Below are 17635 nucleotides of genomic sequence, written 5' to 3' on the forward strand. Positions count from 1 at the left end.
ACACAAATGTCGGCACGTCGTCCGCAACCGAAACAAATCAATTGTAGTCTTTTTTACCAGAGATTCAAAACTGACGCCCACGACCATGAAGTGTTTGAACAAACGCTTCATGTCCACGAGACTCCAGCCACAGTTTCAATCGCCCACCGACGACAACCGGCCGTGTCCGCAAATCACCCCACGTTCTCGATCCGGTCAAGGCCAATAAGGTACGCATCCCCCAGTGCAACTCTTCCAAGTAACGAATCACGGCCTCGTCCCCATCCGGTTCACCGAGTAGGCGCACAAGTGGACCTGCAATGCCAACCGCCTTAGCGCCAAGTGCCATCGCTTTGACAATTTCATCAGCCGCGCGAATTCCACCAGACGCAATCACATGCGTATCCGACGGCACCACGTGCACGACCTCGGACAGCGTCGCAGCCGTCGAAATCCCCCAATTCATCCACTGCTGTGTCAGTTGCATATTGCGACGCCAAGCTTCCACAGCAATGAAGTTGGTGCCACCCCGTCCGCCGACGTCGATGGCGCGCACGCCGACATCGACAAATTGCCGTGCCTCTTGTGCGGCAATGCCCTGACCGACCTCTTTAGCAATCACCGGGACATCGACAGCCTCAACAACTTCCGCCAACCGCGACAACGCTCCCCGGAAGTCCCTATCACCTTCCGCCATGAACAGCTCCTGAGCGACGTTAAAATGTACTTGTAGAAGCTGCGCGCCAATTAAATCGACGGCCGCCTGTGCCACATCAGATGCAGTGCCCATGCCGACGTTGGCAAGCAAAACCCCGTTTGGATGCTGTTCGCGCACGACGCTGTAGGTGTAAGCGACGTCTGGATTTTTCAAGGCGGCCGTCTCTGATCCGACGGCCATCGCAAGCCCGAACCGACGCGCGATGGCCGCGAGACGCCGATTAATCTCGTACACCTCGTCGGCGCCACCCGTCATCGCATTGATGATAACTGGTGACGGCAGCGAGAACCCACACAATTCAGTTTGCAGTGAAATCTCGTCCCACGCGAGCTCCGGCGCGCAGTTTGGCAACAGTGTCACATCTTCAAACCAGGTTGACGACGCCTGATTATCTCCGAGCGTACGCACGGCCGACACGTGCTCAATCTTACGCTGTTCACGTCCTTGTTCCATCGTCTTGGCCATTTCATTTACCAACCCTTCTAGTGCAGGGACCGTGAGTCCGTAGAGAGCCACATCATGTCGCGGCCAGCCGCTCGTTTCAAATCCCCACCTCATCCAATATATGCGACGCAGACGCCCGTCTGCCTACCAATTCCAAGACATCCTGAACAATCCCCGGAACATCTAGGCCCAAAAGGCTCAAAACCTCGTCGCGAGACCCGTGCTCGACAAATTCGTCCTGGATGCCTTTGCGTTTCACGCGCGTATGAATATTGCTGTCAGCCAAAAGCTCCACAATAGCCGAACCGACGCCGCCAGCCAAAGCTGCTTCTTCGACAGTTAACACAGGTGTCCCGGTTTTGGCCAACTCCTTGATCAGAACCTCGTCGAGCGGCTTGACAAAGCGTAGATTGACTACCGTTGCGTCTATCCCATGTTCCTTCTTCAAGACATCAGCCGCTTTCAGCGACGTATCTACCATGGTGCCCAAAGCGAGAATTGTTACATCACTGCCCTTGCGGACAATTTCCGCTTTACCCCGTTCCATCATCTTAAAATCAGAATCCATCTGCACACCGATGCCATCCGCTCGTGGATAGCGAACCGCCACAGGCCCGTCCCACTGGATGCTCGTGTACAGCATGTGCCGCAACTCGTTTTCATCCTTCGGCATCATGATGGTCATACCCGGAATCGCACGCAAATACGCCAAATCAAAAACGCCTTGGTGTGTCTCTCCATCCGGCCCGACAATGCCAGCCCTATCGACGGCCAACACGACGGGCAAATGCTGAATGCCAATATCGTGGATGGTCTGGTCGTACGCGCGCTGTAAAAACGTCGAGTAGACAGCAAACACGGGTTTCTTGCCGTTGGCGGCCAACCCAGCACAAAATGTCGCCGCATGCTGTTCAGCGATACCTACATCAAAACAGCGGTCTGGGAAACGTTGTTGAAATGCCGTCAAGCCACTGCCCGACAACATTGCTGGCGTCACAGCCACAATCCGCTCATCTTGCTCAGCCAGTTCCATCATCGTCTCGGCAAACACATTGGTATAAGACGGCGCTTTTTTCGCCTTGTTGCTCGAAGGCCAAGCATGCCACTTATCCGGTGCATTTTCCGCCGCTGAATACCCTTTTCCCTTTTGCGTCAGCGTGTGAACGAGTACTGGACCCTTGAGTTCCTTCGCCCGCTCCAATACCGAAATCAACTGCAAAAGGTCATGACCATCTACGGGCCCCAAATACTTAAACCCAAAACACTCAAACACGCTGATGGGCAAAATGACATGTCGCGCCGCATCTTTCACTCTGTCGAGCATTTTGGTGACCTTTTCACCAACGGTGTGCAATTGCCGTAAGGTCTGATCAATCTCTGCTTTTGCCCGCATATAAGCCGGGTCGGAACGCAATCTCGTCAGGTATTTAGATATGGCACCGACGTTCTGGGAAATCGACATTTCATTATCATTTAAAACAACCAATAAATCCGTTCCAAGATCCCCAGCGTGGTTCATGGCCTCCATCGCCATGCCCCCAGTCAGTGCACCGTCGCCAATCACTGCAGCGACATGATAATGTTCCTGCGAGAGATCACGTGCAACCGCCATACCTAAGGCAGCAGAGATAGACGTACTAGAGTGTCCTGCTCCAAATACGTCATGAGGACTTTCGCTTCGCTTCAGAAATCCTGCCATACCGCCTAATTTACGCAGCGTGGCAAACTGGTCTCGCCGACCGGTCAATAGTTTGTGAACGTACCCTTGGTGGCCCACGTCCCAAATCATTTTGTCCGTGGGACTATCAAACACCCGATGCAGTGCGATAGTCAGCTCGACGACGCCCATACTGGCGCCAAAGTGGCCACCCGTCCTCGATATGGACTCTACTAGAAATTCTCGAATCTCTTGCGCCAACGTCAAAAGTTGGTCTTCCGTCAACGTCTTTAAATGCTTTGGGTCGCGAATCGAATCGAGTAGCGTAAGACAACACCTCGATTACACTAGAATGAGACATGCTTGTCACCGGTTGATTCGGCGAACATGTGCAGGTGAAACGTGGTGCCAATATTCGTCATCACCCCCTATGCGTAGCTCCATTCCAACGCCATTCTGGAAAACTCATATATTGTTCACATTTTAGGATACCAAAATTAGCCGAACCATAGCAAACGCACCGGGGTGCGAAATATTCGTTCACGTATATATTGCATGCGATTTCCAATGTGCCGTGAATCTCCAACACGCGGCATTCCTGCCAGATAAGAATAGGGTATTCAACAACCTACATGCCCTTGCCATATTTATCTCATCCAAAATTAAATTATCCTTATCGAATGAGGACAGGCGCGAACCACAGTGTGCGAATTGTGGTGATATGCGAGGCTATCGTAAAAAGGTCATGAAAAAAAGTATCTCAACGGTGACAAGACTCATGCAAGAAATCTCGTCCGTTTATTGAGGAAGATTGATTCGAGCGTAATTTGATGAAACGAATGCTTACTCCTTCGACAATCGGCCAGTATCGAATTCGTCCCGCTTGGTTCTCAAGAAACGGCGTTGATGCTCCATGCAGTATCGGATGAGCGCTTCGTCACTCGGGTGAACCTGCTGAAACTGCACGCCCAACACAACCATATCCCCTGCAACGCCTTCCCTGGTGACTTCCCCTTCAAATGAAACGGTGACAGCACCTCTTTCAAGTGGCAGTGTCAATTCCCCCGCCAACTCGTCGCCGATATGAAGGCGCGCATGTGTCATTGCAGCGCGAAATCCACCGGCGCTCAAATCGAGCAGATTGACCTCAAACCAATCTGTGTGAGCTGTGGTCACGCGTGCGCGAAGCGTCACTGGCACGCGAAAGCTTTGCCTGCGCTGCGCTTTGGAGATTTGCGAAGGCTGCGGTTTTTCAACAATGATGAGCGGAGTGCGTCCGGCGATTTGCTCACGAACGCTCGTTTCAAACGAAAAATAGGCCGTATGCACGTAACCAATGATGACGCGAGTCCCCGGTGTGAGCAAAATTGGATAGCCATTATGATCATACGGGACCGTGAGGATTAACGCATCTTCCTCCACGTCTGCAACTTTCACTGGATATCCTTCCTCGGCCTCAGATTCAACAATTGTGATTACGACGTCTTGCAACTTAGTCGGATACAGTGCTTATCACTCTCTTTTCAGCCAGGAGCGGCAGGGCGCCAGCACGTCATTGGCTCCGTATGTGCGCAACGCTCGCCCTGCTTCATGGCAAATCCTACTGACTTTCTTTTACCAAAACTATCTGGACGAAACAATAGTGATGGACAAAACAATAGAAAATATAAGCTTGCCTCACGACACGTGTAATGCTTCGTCAGCCTGCAGTGGCGCGACTTTCGGCTTCGTCCTGTACCGATATACCATCACGTGGCCGTGGTGGACGCTGATAATCGTCCTTTTCCAACAAAAAGGAGGCACAAGTCCCCCCGACAAGTCCCCAGAAAGGAGCACCAATGTGCACGATGGAAATACCTGAAATTGTAATCAAGAACGAGAATAACGCACTCTTTTTAAATTTCGACGCAAAACTGGCATGCAGAGAATCGGTGAGGACACTTATCATCGCGATTCCGCCGAGCATCTCAATGGTAGATGATGGAATCATCGTCGGAATCGATGCAGCTATAGGCGCAAATACGCCAAACAGTATCGACAAAACACCAAGTGTCACGGCGGCTGTATACCGAGACGATTTCGGACCGGATTCCGCTCCCGCAAGAAGCGCCGTCATGGGACCCGCCACACAGGACGTATGCGCGCCGAAAAACGCATTGATGACTGATCCAATTCCGCTCCACCTCGTCATTGAGTTGATAGGCGGCGAATACGCTTCACTCTCCAGCACAGCAATACCTTGTGCATTTTGAATAGCAACCACAGTCAAGACCAATGGCAAGACCAATTGTCCCATGGTCGCTAGATTCCACGCAGGCAAATACACATGCGGGGTCGCGATACCAAACGACACACCTTTGGCGTGCACGGAGTGTGTCAGAACTAAAATTACCGCGGTGATAACGATAGCACCAAGAATCGGTGGGAACTTTTTCGCCACGTTCGGATTGAATGATAACAATAAATACGCAAGCAATGGGAGGCCGTTTAACAGTGGATTGTGAAGCACAGCCTGAATTAGTTGAATGCCAAATGGCAGGAGAACGCCGGAGACCATGCCCATCATGACAGGCATCGGCAATACGCGCATCACTTTCGCGACGACGCCGGAAATACCGAGCAGAAAAATGATGACGCCCGCGACAATATAAGCGCCGATGACTTCGGAGAAAGCGTGGTGCACCAGTGTCGAACCAATCAGGACAGCACCAGGAATCGAAAATGCATACCCGATTGGTTGGCGAAATAGAAACGCTTGTAGGAGCGTCATGAGTCCTGGAATCGCATAAATGCCAAAGATCCAGGAAGTGACCTCCCCGGCAGATAGTTTACCTTCTGTGGCCGCCTGTAACACAATGAGCAACGGCCCGGTGACACCAAACAACCATGCCACCAATCCATTTGACAAACTCCCAAGCGAAATCTGCTTGGGGAATTCCCTGAGTGTTTGCACAAGCAAACCTCATCCCTCCCTCAATACCGGAAACAAACCGGAAATTTCGTGTACCGAAATTTGATTGTAACAAACCGAGGAAATGTTTCAAGATTTTGAAACCGCTTGCTCATCTATTTTCCGCAAAATCAAGTGGCGTCCGTCTCACTCGTTCCCATCCTGGTGTATCGACAATTCGGACAAAAACGCGCGCGCCGCGTTGGAGAGATGCGCGCCCGACTTCCAGACCACAGTCGGTTCGTAAGCCAAATGACTGCCGTCAATCGGAATCGCGCAAAACTTGTGCGAGGGAAGGAGCGTCAGCACCGACTGTGGGATAATGGTCCCGCCAAATCCCGCATGCACCAGTCGAAACAACATGGTGGAATCGTGACACTCGCAGACGATGTTGGGTTCTTCACTAAATCGGTGCAATTCGTCCACAATCTGATTGTAGATACCATATCCATAGACTGGTCCCAACAAAATGAGCGGTTGCTCGACCAGTTCTCGCATGTGGATGGTTGACGGCAGGTCGGGAAACCACTTCTCGGGCGTGACAAACACAAACATATCGGGTTGTGTCCGGTGGATGGATACGTGCTGCATGCGCACCGGAAAGTTCGTCACCGCCACCTCAATGGCGCGGCTGTCGAGGAGCTCTTGCAACCTATCCGGCTCACCTTCCCACACTTTAAACGTCAACTGCGGATGCGCGGTCCGCAAGCGCATCACACAGTCCAACAAAAATGGCGCAGAATAGAGTGTGGTTCCAATTGACAGCGTACCATGAACCCCACCGCCGAGTTCCTGCACCTCGACCACCATATCGTCGAACATCTTCAATAAGTCAACAGCGCGCTGGTACAATGCTACACCTTCCGCCGTAAGCGCCATATTTTTCTTGCTTCGTTCAAACAATGTAACGCCAAGTTCCTGTTCCATGAGCTTAAGCTGTTGACTCAATGGCGGCTGAGCGATATTCAATCGTTTCGCTGCCGCCGTAATCTGTCCTGCATCCGCGATGGTCACAAAATATCTGAGTTGACGTAAATCCATCCGGGGAGCACCTCATCCATATGATAATCATATAACCATTAGATTTAACAAATATTTTCAATATCCATAAACGTATACTACACTTTACGTCGTGAAACAAGATGCCACCGCAGAGGCAATGAAGGAAGGTGGGAGATCCGTGAAAATTATTGTCGGTATTACAGGTGCCACCGGTGCGATATTCGGAATTCGACTGCTCGAATTACTCAACGCCGCAGGTGTGGAAACACATCTCGTGGTATCACCCTGGGCAAAATCGACAATTCCGTATGAAACGCCATACTCGGTCGCCGATGTGCTGGCAATGGCCAGCTATACCTATTCACACAAAGACCAAGCCGCGAGAATATCAAGCGGATCATTTCAGGTCGACGGGATGATTATCGCACCTTGCAGTATGAAGACCCTCGCGTCGATTCGCGTCGGGCTCGCAGACAATTTGATTACAAGATCTGCCGACGTGATGCTCAAGGAGCGCAAAAAACTGATTCTAATGACCCGCGAAACGCCTTTAAACACCATTCATCTAGAAAACATGCTCGCGCTTTCGCAAATGGGTGCTGTGATATTCCCACCAATGCCCGCGTTCTACAATCATCCGGAAACGCTCGATGAGATGGTGAACCACATTGTGTACCGCGTGATGGACCAAATCGGATTACCCCCGGAAGAGGCCAAACGCTGGGACGGCATCAAATCGGAATTAGAAACTGGAGGTTCACACGATGGCATATAAGGATTTCCGAGATTTTTTGGACACCCTGCGCAAAGAGGGGCAGTTGCTCACCATTGAAGACGAGGTCATGCCGGAACCCGATTTAGGATCTGCCGGACGCGCTATCAACAACGTCAGCGACAAAAGTCCTGCTCTCTTATTCACCAATATCCATGGCTATCAAAACGCGTCGGTCGCCATGAATGTCATCGGCTCGTGGCCGAATCACGCGCTGATGATGGGACTGCCCAAGAACACACCGGTGAAAGAGCAATTTTTTGAGTTTGCCCGCCGTTGGGACAACTTCCCGGTTCCAGTTAAGCGCATGGACAGCGCGCCTTTCCAAGAAGTCGAAATCAATCAAGACGTCAACTTGTTCGATATCCTGCCCCTATTCCGCTTGAACCAATACGATGGTGGCTTCTATATCGACAAGGCGTGCGTCATTTCGCGCGACCCGTCTGACCCAGACAACTTCAACAAACAAAACGTCGGTATCTATCGCATCCAGGTCAAGGGCCGCGATACACTTGGCATCCAGCCTGTCCCGCAACACGACATCGCTGTGCACCTGCGCATGGCCGAAGAACGCGGAGAAAACCTTCCCGTCGCCCTTGCTATCGGCTGTGAACCAGTGATTACCACGATGGCAGCCGCACCCATTGGCTATGACCAGTCAGAGTACGAAATGGCCGGCGCCATTCAGGGAGAGCCATACAAGGTATTTACCTTGCCTGGCACCAACCTGGATGTACCGTGGGGCGCGGAATTTATCCTCGAAGGTGAAATCCTCGCCGGCGTGCGCGAATTTGAGGGCCCATTCGGCGAGTTCACAGGTCACTACTCTGGTGGGCGAAGCATGCCAGTCATTCGCATCAAACGGGTATATCATCGCAAGAATCCGATTTTCGAGCACCTCTACATCGGTATGCCCTGGACAGAGACGGACTACATGGTCGGCGTCAACACCTGCGTGCCCATGTATCAGCAACTCAAAGATGCGTTCCCGAACGAAATCGTGGCCGTCAATGCCATGTACACGCATGGCCTCGTCGCCATTATCTCGACCAAGAAACGGTACGGCGGCTTTGCCAAAGCGGTCGGCATGCGCGCCATGACGACACCGCACGGCCTTGGATATTGTAAACTCGTGATTGTAGTGGATGAGACGGTTGATCCTTTCAACCTGCCACAAGTGATGTGGGCACTGTCGACCAAGATGCACCCAGCTCACGACGTCATCATCTTGCCGGACATGTCCGTTTTACCACTTGATCCCGGCTCCAACCCAGCCGGCATTTCCCACAAGATGATTCTCGACGCGACGACACCAGTCGCTCCGGAGACACGTGGCCACTACACGCAACCGCTGGACGCACCTTTGGCAACGGAGAAGTGGGAGAAAATTTTTCAAGATCTGCTCAGCAATCAGTAACGTACAGAAAAATCGATAAGGGAGTGTGGTTCACATGACAACTTGCCCACGCTGTGATTCAACGAAAGCCGAGGCGGTCGCCAAGTCCCCAGTACAGGGTGCTTGGACGGTCTACACTTGTCCGGTCTGTTTTTACACGTGGCGTTCCACGGAAGCCGATAAATTTACCGAACCGAGCAAGTACGAACCGAGCTTCAAGGTCAATCAGGCGGATATTCCGAACGCCATCCAAGTGCCGACTGTGCCATCGCGGACAAACCACTGACAAGGGGCTGATTGTATGTTCGGGAATCTGCGCGAACTTCCTGACAGCCTACTGACGTTCTTCAGCGGCGACGACTTACCGCAAAAACAACACGACGCAATGATGTTATTGACAGTCACCGACGACCTTTGGCCGCATGCGGCCATGGTCAGTGTCGGGGAGGTCGTCGCCGTCGATAGCACACACATGCGACTCGCCATGTGGCCGAATACGTCGACGACGCACAACCTCGAGCAGCGAGGGCAAGCGACGCTCGTCCTTGTACACGATGCAAAGGCGTACTATATTCGCCTTTGCGTCGAGCCGCTGGCACCAAATCCGAACGCCCGCCACAAGCTGCGCCGCTTCACAGCCACCATCGAGGGCATCCGTGAGGACGTGGCAAAATACGCCGACCTCACAAGCGGCATTCGCATAGACCTAAAGGATCCCTCAAGTGTTCTCGCCCGCTGGCAAGAAACCATCGAAGACACCCTTGAAGGTTAGGCCAGGCGGCGGTGGATAGGCGAGATTGACAATGGCCGCAAAATATCACACCGCCTGCCGGCGAATCACGCATAAAGCCGCAATTTCTGCGCATCATACGTGTTGTAAGGAGGCTGATGTGTGATGGTGACGACCGCTTAGGATGTCTCATAACCGCAGTTGACTTACAGAAAAGGACGGCTTCGCGCCGTCCTTTTTCCTGTAGGGTGGCAAGGCAGAAAATCTGCCCTATTCTCCGCTCTCCGCATGCGCGTATCAAACCCTTCGACACCTCCCCGCCCATATGCGGTGATGCTTGCCATGTCCGTTCGTTCAGTCGGCGATACCCTCGGCGCGATATTGCCGACAAGCCGCCAAAAATTCGGCGCCATAGCGGTTCAGTTTCATCTCGCCCACGCCGCGAATCGCCAGCATTGACGACTTGTCTGTTGGGCAGGCTGCTGCCATTTCGCGCAGCGTGCTGTCGGAGAAAATCACGTACGGCGGCACACCATCGCGCTTCGAAAGGTCTCTGCGTAACGTCCGCAACACTTCAAACAGGCCGCTATCGTGCTGTACAACCGCCTTGACGCGCTTCGGCACCCGAACGACGACTCGCGTCTGCCCTTTCAATACCGGAACTGCAGTCGACTGAAGTTGTACCACAGGAAATTGGCCATCTGAAAGCTTTAAATAACCGTCGGCAATCAGTGTCTGAATATAGCCGATGACCTCCTTCTCCGATTTCCCCTTCATCAGGCCGTACGTGGAAAGCGTATCGAGCTTCAATTCCTGGATGCGCTTATCGCGGGAGCCCCGCAACACGCCTGCGACCAGTTTGGCGCCAAAGCGCTCCCGCATCCGAAGCACGCACGAAAAAATCTGCTGCGCTACGACGGTGACATCCTGTTTGTCGAAATCGCCGTTACAGTTGCTGCAGTTGTCGCATTGATGTGGGGGATGCTCGTCACCAAAATACGTCAGGATGTGGCCGCGCAAGCAGTGTGTCGTGTGGCAGTAGTCGACCATCGCCTGCAGTTTCTGATAATCAAGTGACCGTCGGTCCGGCGCCGTGTCCGTCTGCTCAATGAGGAACTTTTGTACCTGGACATCGCGCGGTTGGAACAATAGCACGCAATCAGCGGGATCTCCATCGCGCCCGGCCCTCCCGGCTTCCTGATAATACGACTCAAGGTTTTTCGGCAGGTTGTAGTGAATCACGAAACGGATATTCGACTTGTCAATACCCATGCCGAATGCGTTCGTCGCCACCATAATCCGCGTTTCGTCATAGAGAAACTGGTCTTGATTCCGGCTGCGCAGTTCATCGCTTAGCCCCGCGTGATACCGGCTGACCAGCACCCGTTTCTTCTCCAAAAACTCATAGAGACTGTCGACTTCTTTTCTCGTTGACGCGTAAATAATGCCAGCTTCGTTCGGCCGGCGTTCCAGATAGCTGAGAACATAATCGCGCTTATCGATCCCGGTGACGACGGAAAACGAGAGATTTTCCCGGTCAAAACCGGTCACAAACACATTGGGCTGATGAAGGTGCAGTAATTCGACGATGTCCTTGCGCACTTCGGGCGTCGCCGTCGCAGTCAACGCCGCAATGACAGGGCGTTCGTCCAGTTGCTGAAGAAGCGGTGAAATCGCGCGATAACTCGGCCGAAAATCATGGCCCCAACTCGATAAGCAATGCGCCTCGTCAATAGCCACCATGCGCGGGCGCAAACGGTTGATAAACGCCATGAACGCGCCGGCCTCCAAACGTTCTGGCGACACGTAAATGAGTCGGAACTCCCCGTTCTCCGCCTGTCTCATCCGTTGGTATACCTCGTCAGCGGTGAGACTACTGTTGATATAGGTCGCTTTGATACCAACGTTCGACAGCGCATCTACCTGATCTTTCATCAGGGAAATCAAAGGAGAAATCACAATCGAAATCCCCTCGAATAAAAGTGCCGGAATCTGATAACAAATTGATTTTCCGCCACCGGTAGGCATAATGCCAACCGTGTCTCTACCCGCGAGAACGCTCTCGACAATGTCAATTTGGCCGGCGCGGAAATCTGGATATCCATAATATTTTTGCAGCAATTCTCTTGCTTCATATAATCGCTTATCCGTTTGAGTCATGGCTTGCTCTCCTCTTGCCATGATCTTATCATGAAACGCTCGACAAATCGTTCCTGTTTAGAAGAATCGGCGTACGAGCGGAAAACTCAACAACAAAAAACACCGCCAGAGGCGGTGTCAGATTGCTGATATCCCTATTTTTTACCGTCTATCCGTCAAACCCCGACGTCCGCAAGCCAATCCATACACTTAGCGGAAGACTTTCAGCCGCGCGTCGAGAGGTTTGAAATCCTTATCGCCGGGGTCGGATGTCGGTTTCCCAAACGGCATTTGCGCGACCAGTTGCCACTTTTCAGGCAAATTCCAATTGCTTTTCACACGCTCGTCAATGAGGGGATTATAGTGTTGTAGACTTGCACCAAGCCCCTCAATTTCCAAAGCAGTCCAGATGACAAACTGATGCATCGCATTCGTGTGTTGGGCCCAGACCGGGAAGTTTTCTTGATAAAGCGGGAATTGACGCTGCAAATCCTCAACCACGGACAAATCTTCGAAGTACACGACCGTCCCATGCCCAGCGCGGAAACTCTCCATCTTTTGCTGAGTCGAGGCAAACTGCCCCTGAGGAACCACGGCGCGCAGCACTTCCGTCGTGATATCCCAAAGCTTTTGGTGCTCTTTGCCGAGCAACAAGACAATCCGCGTACTCTGAGAGTTAAATGAGGACGGTGTGTATTTAACTGCTTCCTCGACGATTTCCTGTATACGCTCGTCCGAAATCGGAGATTCATCACTAATCCCGTAATAAGAACGCCGTCCACGAAGCGCCTCGTAGAAATCCTTGGCCATTTGAGTCTTCTCTCCTTCACTGCGGGATTCAACAGCTGCAGCCCAGTTTTCAGCCACAGCCGCTCATCCCTGTGAATTTTGTCCGACCCGGCCAACTCTTATCCCAAATGCGCCAACTTCAACAACGTATGATACAGCACGCTGGCGCCCGCCGCGCAGTCCTCCGGCGCGCTCCACTCGTCAGGGTGATGACTGATTCCATCCTTTGAACGTACGAAAATCATGCCTACCGGACACAAATCCTGCAACTGCATACAATCGTGCCCAGCCCCACTGACCAACGGCATCGTTTTAATGCCTACGGTTTCACAGGCGTCGTAAATCGCGTCCTGAATCTGTTTCGCACATGCCAGTGGCGCAATATCCTGCAACGTCTCGACACTCTGCGTCAATCCGCGATTTGCGCAAATCTGCTCGGCGTTGCGACAAATCTCATCCGCCACAGCGCGGCGAGTGGAGACGTCGACGTCGCGGAGATCGAGCGTAAATTCGACCCGCGAAGGAATGATGTTGACGCCGCCAGGATACACCGTCAACTGTCCCACCGTGCCCACCGTTCGCGTTTCTCGGGCAGCCGCCTGCTCAATTTCAAGTATAATCTCTGCCGCGCCACTCAAAGCGTCATTCCGCAGCGCCATAGGCGTCGTCCCTGCGTGGCCAGCCTTCCCCGTCACGGTGAATTTCAGCCAGAGCGGTCCGGCCAGTCCCGTCACCACGCCCACTTGCAAACCGGTCTGCTCTAATACCTTTCCTTGCTCAATATGGACCTCAACGTAAGCGTGTACAGACCCCTTCGGGCGCGCAGCCTCGCCGATGCGCTCTGGATGCAATCCGCACGCGCGCATCGCCTCAGCAATGCTGACACCAGCATCGTCCTGCGCTTCCAAGTCCGCTATGCGCAACTTGCCGGCCAATCCACGGCTGCCCGTCATGCCAAAGCGAAAACGCGCGCCTTCCTCATCCGTAAAGGCGACCACTTCAATCGGCCGATCCGGTTGAATCCCCGCTTCCCCCATGCACTGAAGTGCCTCAACTGCCGCCAGGACGCCCAGTGGGCCATCGAAGTTGCCCCCGTGAAACACCGAATCAATATGCGATCCCGCCAGGACCACCGCCGCCTCCGGATAACCCCCCTCTTTGCGCCCGATGAGATTGCCCACGGCGTCTTCGCGAACGTCCAGTCCCGCCTCTTGCATCCACTTGCTCACCAAGTCTTTTGCCGCGCGCTCTTCCGGTGTGAACGCCAAGCGCGTAATGCCACCCGACGCCTGCTTGCCAATCTCGCCGAGTGCCATTATCCGACGCCATAACCTTTCTTGGTTCACCATGTAGCACTCATCCTCTCATTTTCCAACCAAATTTATCGCTCGAGTCCGTTGATGAATGACTCAAATCGTACTGAATCTTTTGTTGATGTCAATTACAAAGTAATCGAGTTTCCAAGGGCACAGGCGCTTGCCCGTTACCATCAGCCCTATCCGTGCATGGATTATAAGGCAACCACAATTTACGGAGGTGCTGTTCAGATGATGAAGAAATGCCCGCCTATCATTTGTGATCCCCAGTACATCGTCCGGGACTGCTACATTCCCCGCGAAGTACCCATCATCCATCCAATCGTCAATGTGGAGCGCCGAGTGATTGTCAACGTGCCAAGACACTATGTCCAACCGATGACAAGAAATGAAGTCGTCGATCCCGGCTGCCCCGGCTGCCATAAACCCTGACTTATCGCAGAATCGCCAGGCAAGCCGCGTTAGACTCCCCGGTTCGCGCCAGCGCCCAAACGGCGCGAACCGGGCGCTGCACCATCGCGTGCATCGAACCTACAGCCGACGACACCCGACGAAAGCGCTCCTACCCATCCGACAGCCGCGCCTCAATCCACTGTTTGAGCGTGACGTAGTCCGTCTTACCACTACCCAACAACGGAAATTCCTCCAAATAGACAATTTTACTTGGAACGTGGAGCCGAGAGTACCCATGCGCGTCAATAAATCGCTGAAAAGGTGCCAAAGTGAGATCAGTTGTGGTCGTCGCCAAGATGATTTTCTCACCGCGTCGCTCATCTGGAAGGTTGACAGCTGCAAAATCGGCCAGCCCGTAACACTGCGCGGCGAGCTGCTCAATGAGATTCAATGAAATCATCTCGCCAGCGATTTTCGCAAAGCGTTTCAGTCGGCCAATAATGGTGACAAACCCATCGTCGTCGACCGTCACCACATCCCCCGTATCATACCAGCCCGCCTGTGGGGTATACCCCTCGTTATGCGTGAGAAAGCCCACCATCAAATTCGGCCCCTGTATCAACAACTTGCCGCCCGTATCGATGCCCTCCACTGGTTCGAGACGGTAGTGAATGCCTGGCAAAAATCGTCCGACGCTGTCCTTTTTGTGGTTCAGTGGCGTATCGAGACACATAATTGGAGACGTCTCCGTAGCCCCATAGCCTTGCATAATCTGCAGTCCAAACTTGTTCAACCAATAGCTTTCCACTTCCGCATTCAGGCGTTCTGCACCGACCACGGCGTACCGGAGTGATCGAAAATCGTCTTGACTCGCATATTGGCCATACTTTTCAAGAAACGAGGAGGTGCCAAACAAAATGGTGGACCCTTCCTCGCCCGCCAACTCTGGAATCCGCTTGAAATGCAGCGGAGAAGGGTACAAATACGTTTGTACGCCGCACAGCAGTGGCAAGATAGCGCCAGCTGTCAGCCCAAAACTATGGAACATCGGCATAGCGTTGAGCATCTTGTCGACCGTGCCAAAATCGATGACGGATCGCGTTTGTTGCACGTTCGCAAAAATGTTTTCGTGCGACAAGACGATGCCCCGCGGGCGGTACTCACTGCCCGACGTGAACAGAACCAACCGCTGGCCGACTGCCCGCGCCCGACGCCGACGCCGAAACTGGAGAAACCCTCTAATCTTATCCATCACCGAGATAGATTGACGCACATCCTCCAAATAAAAAACGCGACACTTCGCGGTGAGCGCTTGAGCGACCGCCTCCAACTGTCCTTTTTCGATAAACTCCCGCGACGTCAGCACCACGGAGACCTGCGCTGTGTCACACGCGTCTGAAATCGTTTGCACGCCAGCGGAGTAATTTAACATGACAGGCGTTTTCCCCAAGTAAAACAAGGAGAACAACGTCACCAAGTTGCCAATCGAATTCGGCAGGAAGACGCCAATGTGTTGCGCACCACGGGTAACCTTTTGCAGTCGCTGACTCAACACATAGGTGTTGAGCAAAACGTCGCGGTACGTCACACGCCCGGACAGGTCCTTGGCAATCAGCCAATCCTCGCCGTAATATTTCGCCGCCTCCAGCAACTCATTAAACAAGTTAATCTGTACGTCGCGGCCCGTCCCTAGATAGCTGTCCAGCAAAAACGACTGAATTTGATTCAAGACAGACACCCACTGATCCGCGACAATCTCTGCTGCGGCGAAAAACTTATCCCCCAACACATGTACCGGTACAATCGGGACGTGCGCCCTCATGGCAATCCCGCCAATGATTTGGAAGCCAGCTTGGTCAACATCGAGTGCAACGAGCACAGGTTGCCCCTTTGCGATGACACCCAGCAGTGCCCGAAACGAGAATAGGTTCCCGGACGAAAGAACGGTGTACGTGCGCCCCTTGAGTGCCTCTCGGTAGCGCGCCTCCAGCGTCCCATTGACAAAAATCGGAACGTCAGTCGGCACGTGCCGAAGGAACTTATCAAAACGCGTATAGATGGTATTGTTCACCAAATAAATCGCGTGTCGTTGAAAATTCACTCGGTTTATATTTTGCGGCGTCATAGCCATCTCCCTAACGCACGTGGCGACACAGTATCTGCAAGGATTCCATGAATCGATGCATGGAATCCCTCCATTATAATAAACCCCCTACCCATATGTATATGATACTTAAAATTCTGCGCGCCTTGTGCAAATCCCTGTTGGGCGCAACCACGAAACACGCCTCACCAGATGACACAAGTGAGTAGCCATGAATATGTTGCTTAGAATCTTGGACCGTGTGAAAAGAGACGAGCACCTTGTTCATCTACACTGTACAACCAAGGGACTTCGTGTTTCACATCGCGGCAAAATTTCAAGTCTCGATGAGCGCACAAAGCGAACAGGCAGCCCCACTCTACCCTTATCCCCTGGTACGCGGCGTGCGGTTCACGAGATAGATGCTGACGACAATCAGCACAAGCCCAATCAGCAGATACACTGTAAATGGCTCATGCAAAAACAGCGTGCCGAGGAAAATGGCGATAAGCGGCACTAAGAATGTGAACGAGGCCACTTTGCTGGCGTCGCCGGATCGGACCAAAGTAAAGAAGACCACCCACGAGATAGGAATGCCAAACACTGCGCCGTAGATGAGGCCACAAAGATACGGCGCGTTCCAGACAATACTCGACCAGTGCTCGAAGCCAGATCCGACAGCGGTCATCACCAACCCACCAATACCGCACTGAAAAGCCACTAGCCACAAAGCGTCCACGCGGTTGCCAATCTTTTTCACATAAATGGTTCCAATTGCCCACCCGACGGCAGTCGCGATAGCCAAGATGATGCCGATTGGCGAGACATGCCCCGAGATGCTTGAAACACTGATGACACCAACGCCAACGAATCCCAGGAGTAGCCCCACTAATTTCAAAACAGACAGCCGTTCGCCGAGCCACAACCATGTCAGCAAACCAATCAGCACTGGCTGCAAATATACCACTACCGTGAACAATCCCTCCGGCAAATAGCGCAAACCCACAGTCTGTAGACCATAGAACACAATCGCATTAAAAAAAGCAGCAATGAGATAAATATGCCAAGTTTCTTTCCAGCGAATCTCCCGGTACTTCGGCAACCGCACAAGACCGAGCAGAATACCGCCAATCAACGTTCGCAATCCGGCGAACAAAATGGGCGGCGTATCATTCAATGCAATTTTGTAAATCGGCCAACTGATTCCCCACATCACCACCAATGCGACGATGAGGAGAACAGATTTGGTTCTCGACAGTTCTCCCAT

Annotated in this window: 15 protein-coding genes; 5 read left to right on the forward strand and 10 right to left on the reverse strand. The window is 52.7% G+C overall.

Annotation, left to right across the window (positions count from 1 at the left end; genetic code table 11):
• Positions 1–64 precede the first annotated feature (64 nt).
• The 5 genes from fni to J3482_RS08915 all read right to left on the reverse strand — a co-directional run bounded on the left by fni (position 65) and on the right by J3482_RS08915 (position 6789).
• Positions 65–1162, reverse strand: a complete 1098-nt coding sequence (fni, locus tag J3482_RS08895; RefSeq protein ID WP_146822889.1) for a type 2 isopentenyl-diphosphate Delta-isomerase — start codon at positions 1160–1162, stop codon at positions 65–67.
• 76 nt (positions 1163–1238) lie between these two features.
• Complete coding sequence (gene dxs / locus J3482_RS08900; RefSeq protein ID WP_236018062.1) at positions 1239–3083, reverse strand: 1-deoxy-D-xylulose-5-phosphate synthase; 1845 nt, start codon at positions 3081–3083, stop codon at positions 1239–1241.
• A gap of 558 nt (positions 3084–3641) precedes the next feature.
• Positions 3642–4289 (reverse strand): flagellar brake protein, encoded by a 648-nt coding sequence (locus J3482_RS08905; protein WP_188332231.1) that lies wholly within the window; start codon positions 4287–4289, stop codon positions 3642–3644.
• 208 nt (positions 4290–4497) lie between these two features.
• Positions 4498–5751 carry a benzoate/H(+) symporter BenE family transporter gene (locus J3482_RS08910; protein ID WP_223204144.1) on the reverse strand — a complete coding sequence of 418 codons (1254 nt, stop codon included), beginning with the start codon at positions 5749–5751 and terminating at the stop codon, positions 4498–4500.
• Between the two features lie 144 nt (positions 5752–5895).
• Positions 5896–6789 (reverse strand): LysR family transcriptional regulator, encoded by an 894-nt coding sequence (locus J3482_RS08915; protein WP_146822881.1) that lies wholly within the window; start codon positions 6787–6789, stop codon positions 5896–5898.
• Positions 6790–6907: 118 nt separating this feature from the next.
• On the opposite strand from J3482_RS08915, the gene J3482_RS08920 reads away from it, so the two are divergent.
• From J3482_RS08920 to J3482_RS08935, 4 genes are read left to right on the forward strand one after another with little or no spacing between them, the layout of a single operon-like run.
• On the forward strand, positions 6908–7525 hold the full coding sequence (locus J3482_RS08920) for a non-oxidative hydroxyarylic acid decarboxylases subunit B (protein WP_146822879.1): 618 nt from the start codon (positions 6908–6910) through the stop codon (positions 7523–7525).
• Complete coding sequence (locus J3482_RS08925; RefSeq protein ID WP_146822877.1) at positions 7515–8939, forward strand: non-oxidative hydroxyarylic acid decarboxylases subunit C; 1425 nt, start codon at positions 7515–7517, stop codon at positions 8937–8939. Before J3482_RS08920 ends, J3482_RS08925 begins: the two co-directional genes overlap by 11 nt.
• A gap of 34 nt (positions 8940–8973) precedes the next feature.
• Positions 8974–9204 (forward strand): non-oxidative hydroxyarylic acid decarboxylases subunit D, encoded by a 231-nt coding sequence (locus tag J3482_RS08930; protein WP_146822875.1) that lies wholly within the window; start codon positions 8974–8976, stop codon positions 9202–9204.
• Between the two features lie 15 nt (positions 9205–9219).
• Complete coding sequence (locus tag J3482_RS08935; protein WP_146822873.1) at positions 9220–9690, forward strand: pyridoxamine 5'-phosphate oxidase family protein; 471 nt, start codon at positions 9220–9222, stop codon at positions 9688–9690.
• A gap of 312 nt (positions 9691–10002) precedes the next feature.
• On the opposite strand, the gene recQ is transcribed toward J3482_RS08935, so the two are convergent.
• The 3 genes from recQ to J3482_RS08950 all read right to left on the reverse strand — a co-directional run bounded on the left by recQ (position 10003) and on the right by J3482_RS08950 (position 13925).
• On the reverse strand, positions 10003–11808 hold the full coding sequence (recQ, locus tag J3482_RS08940; RefSeq protein WP_146822871.1) for a DNA helicase RecQ: 1806 nt from the start codon (positions 11806–11808) through the stop codon (positions 10003–10005).
• A 189-nt stretch (positions 11809–11997) separates the two neighbouring features.
• Positions 11998–12597: a nitroreductase family protein gene (locus tag J3482_RS08945; RefSeq protein WP_146823060.1), complete on the reverse strand. Its 600-nt coding sequence runs from the start codon at positions 12595–12597 to the stop codon at positions 11998–12000.
• A gap of 98 nt (positions 12598–12695) precedes the next feature.
• Entirely contained in the window at positions 12696–13925 is a 1230-nt protein-coding gene (locus J3482_RS08950) for a Zn-dependent hydrolase (protein ID WP_206922289.1), read from the reverse strand.
• Positions 13926–14123: 198 nt separating this feature from the next.
• Here J3482_RS08950 and J3482_RS08955 point away from each other — a divergent pair, with 198 nt between their 5' ends.
• A complete protein-coding gene (locus J3482_RS08955; RefSeq protein WP_081654040.1) occupies positions 14124–14324 on the forward strand; it encodes a hypothetical protein in 201 nt (66 codons plus the stop codon).
• 130 nt (positions 14325–14454) lie between these two features.
• Here J3482_RS08955 and J3482_RS08960 read toward each other — a convergent pair whose 3' ends face one another.
• Both J3482_RS08960 and J3482_RS08965 read right to left on the reverse strand, forming a co-directional pair.
• A complete protein-coding gene (locus J3482_RS08960; protein ID WP_146822867.1) occupies positions 14455–16410 on the reverse strand; it encodes an AMP-binding protein in 1956 nt (651 codons plus the stop codon).
• A 343-nt stretch (positions 16411–16753) separates the two neighbouring features.
• Entirely contained in the window at positions 16754–17635 is an 882-nt protein-coding gene (locus J3482_RS08965) for a DMT family transporter (protein ID WP_146822865.1), read from the reverse strand.

The organism is Alicyclobacillus suci (genome assembly GCF_017329615.1).
GTDB lineage: Bacteria > Bacillota > Bacilli > Alicyclobacillales > Alicyclobacillaceae > Alicyclobacillus > Alicyclobacillus suci.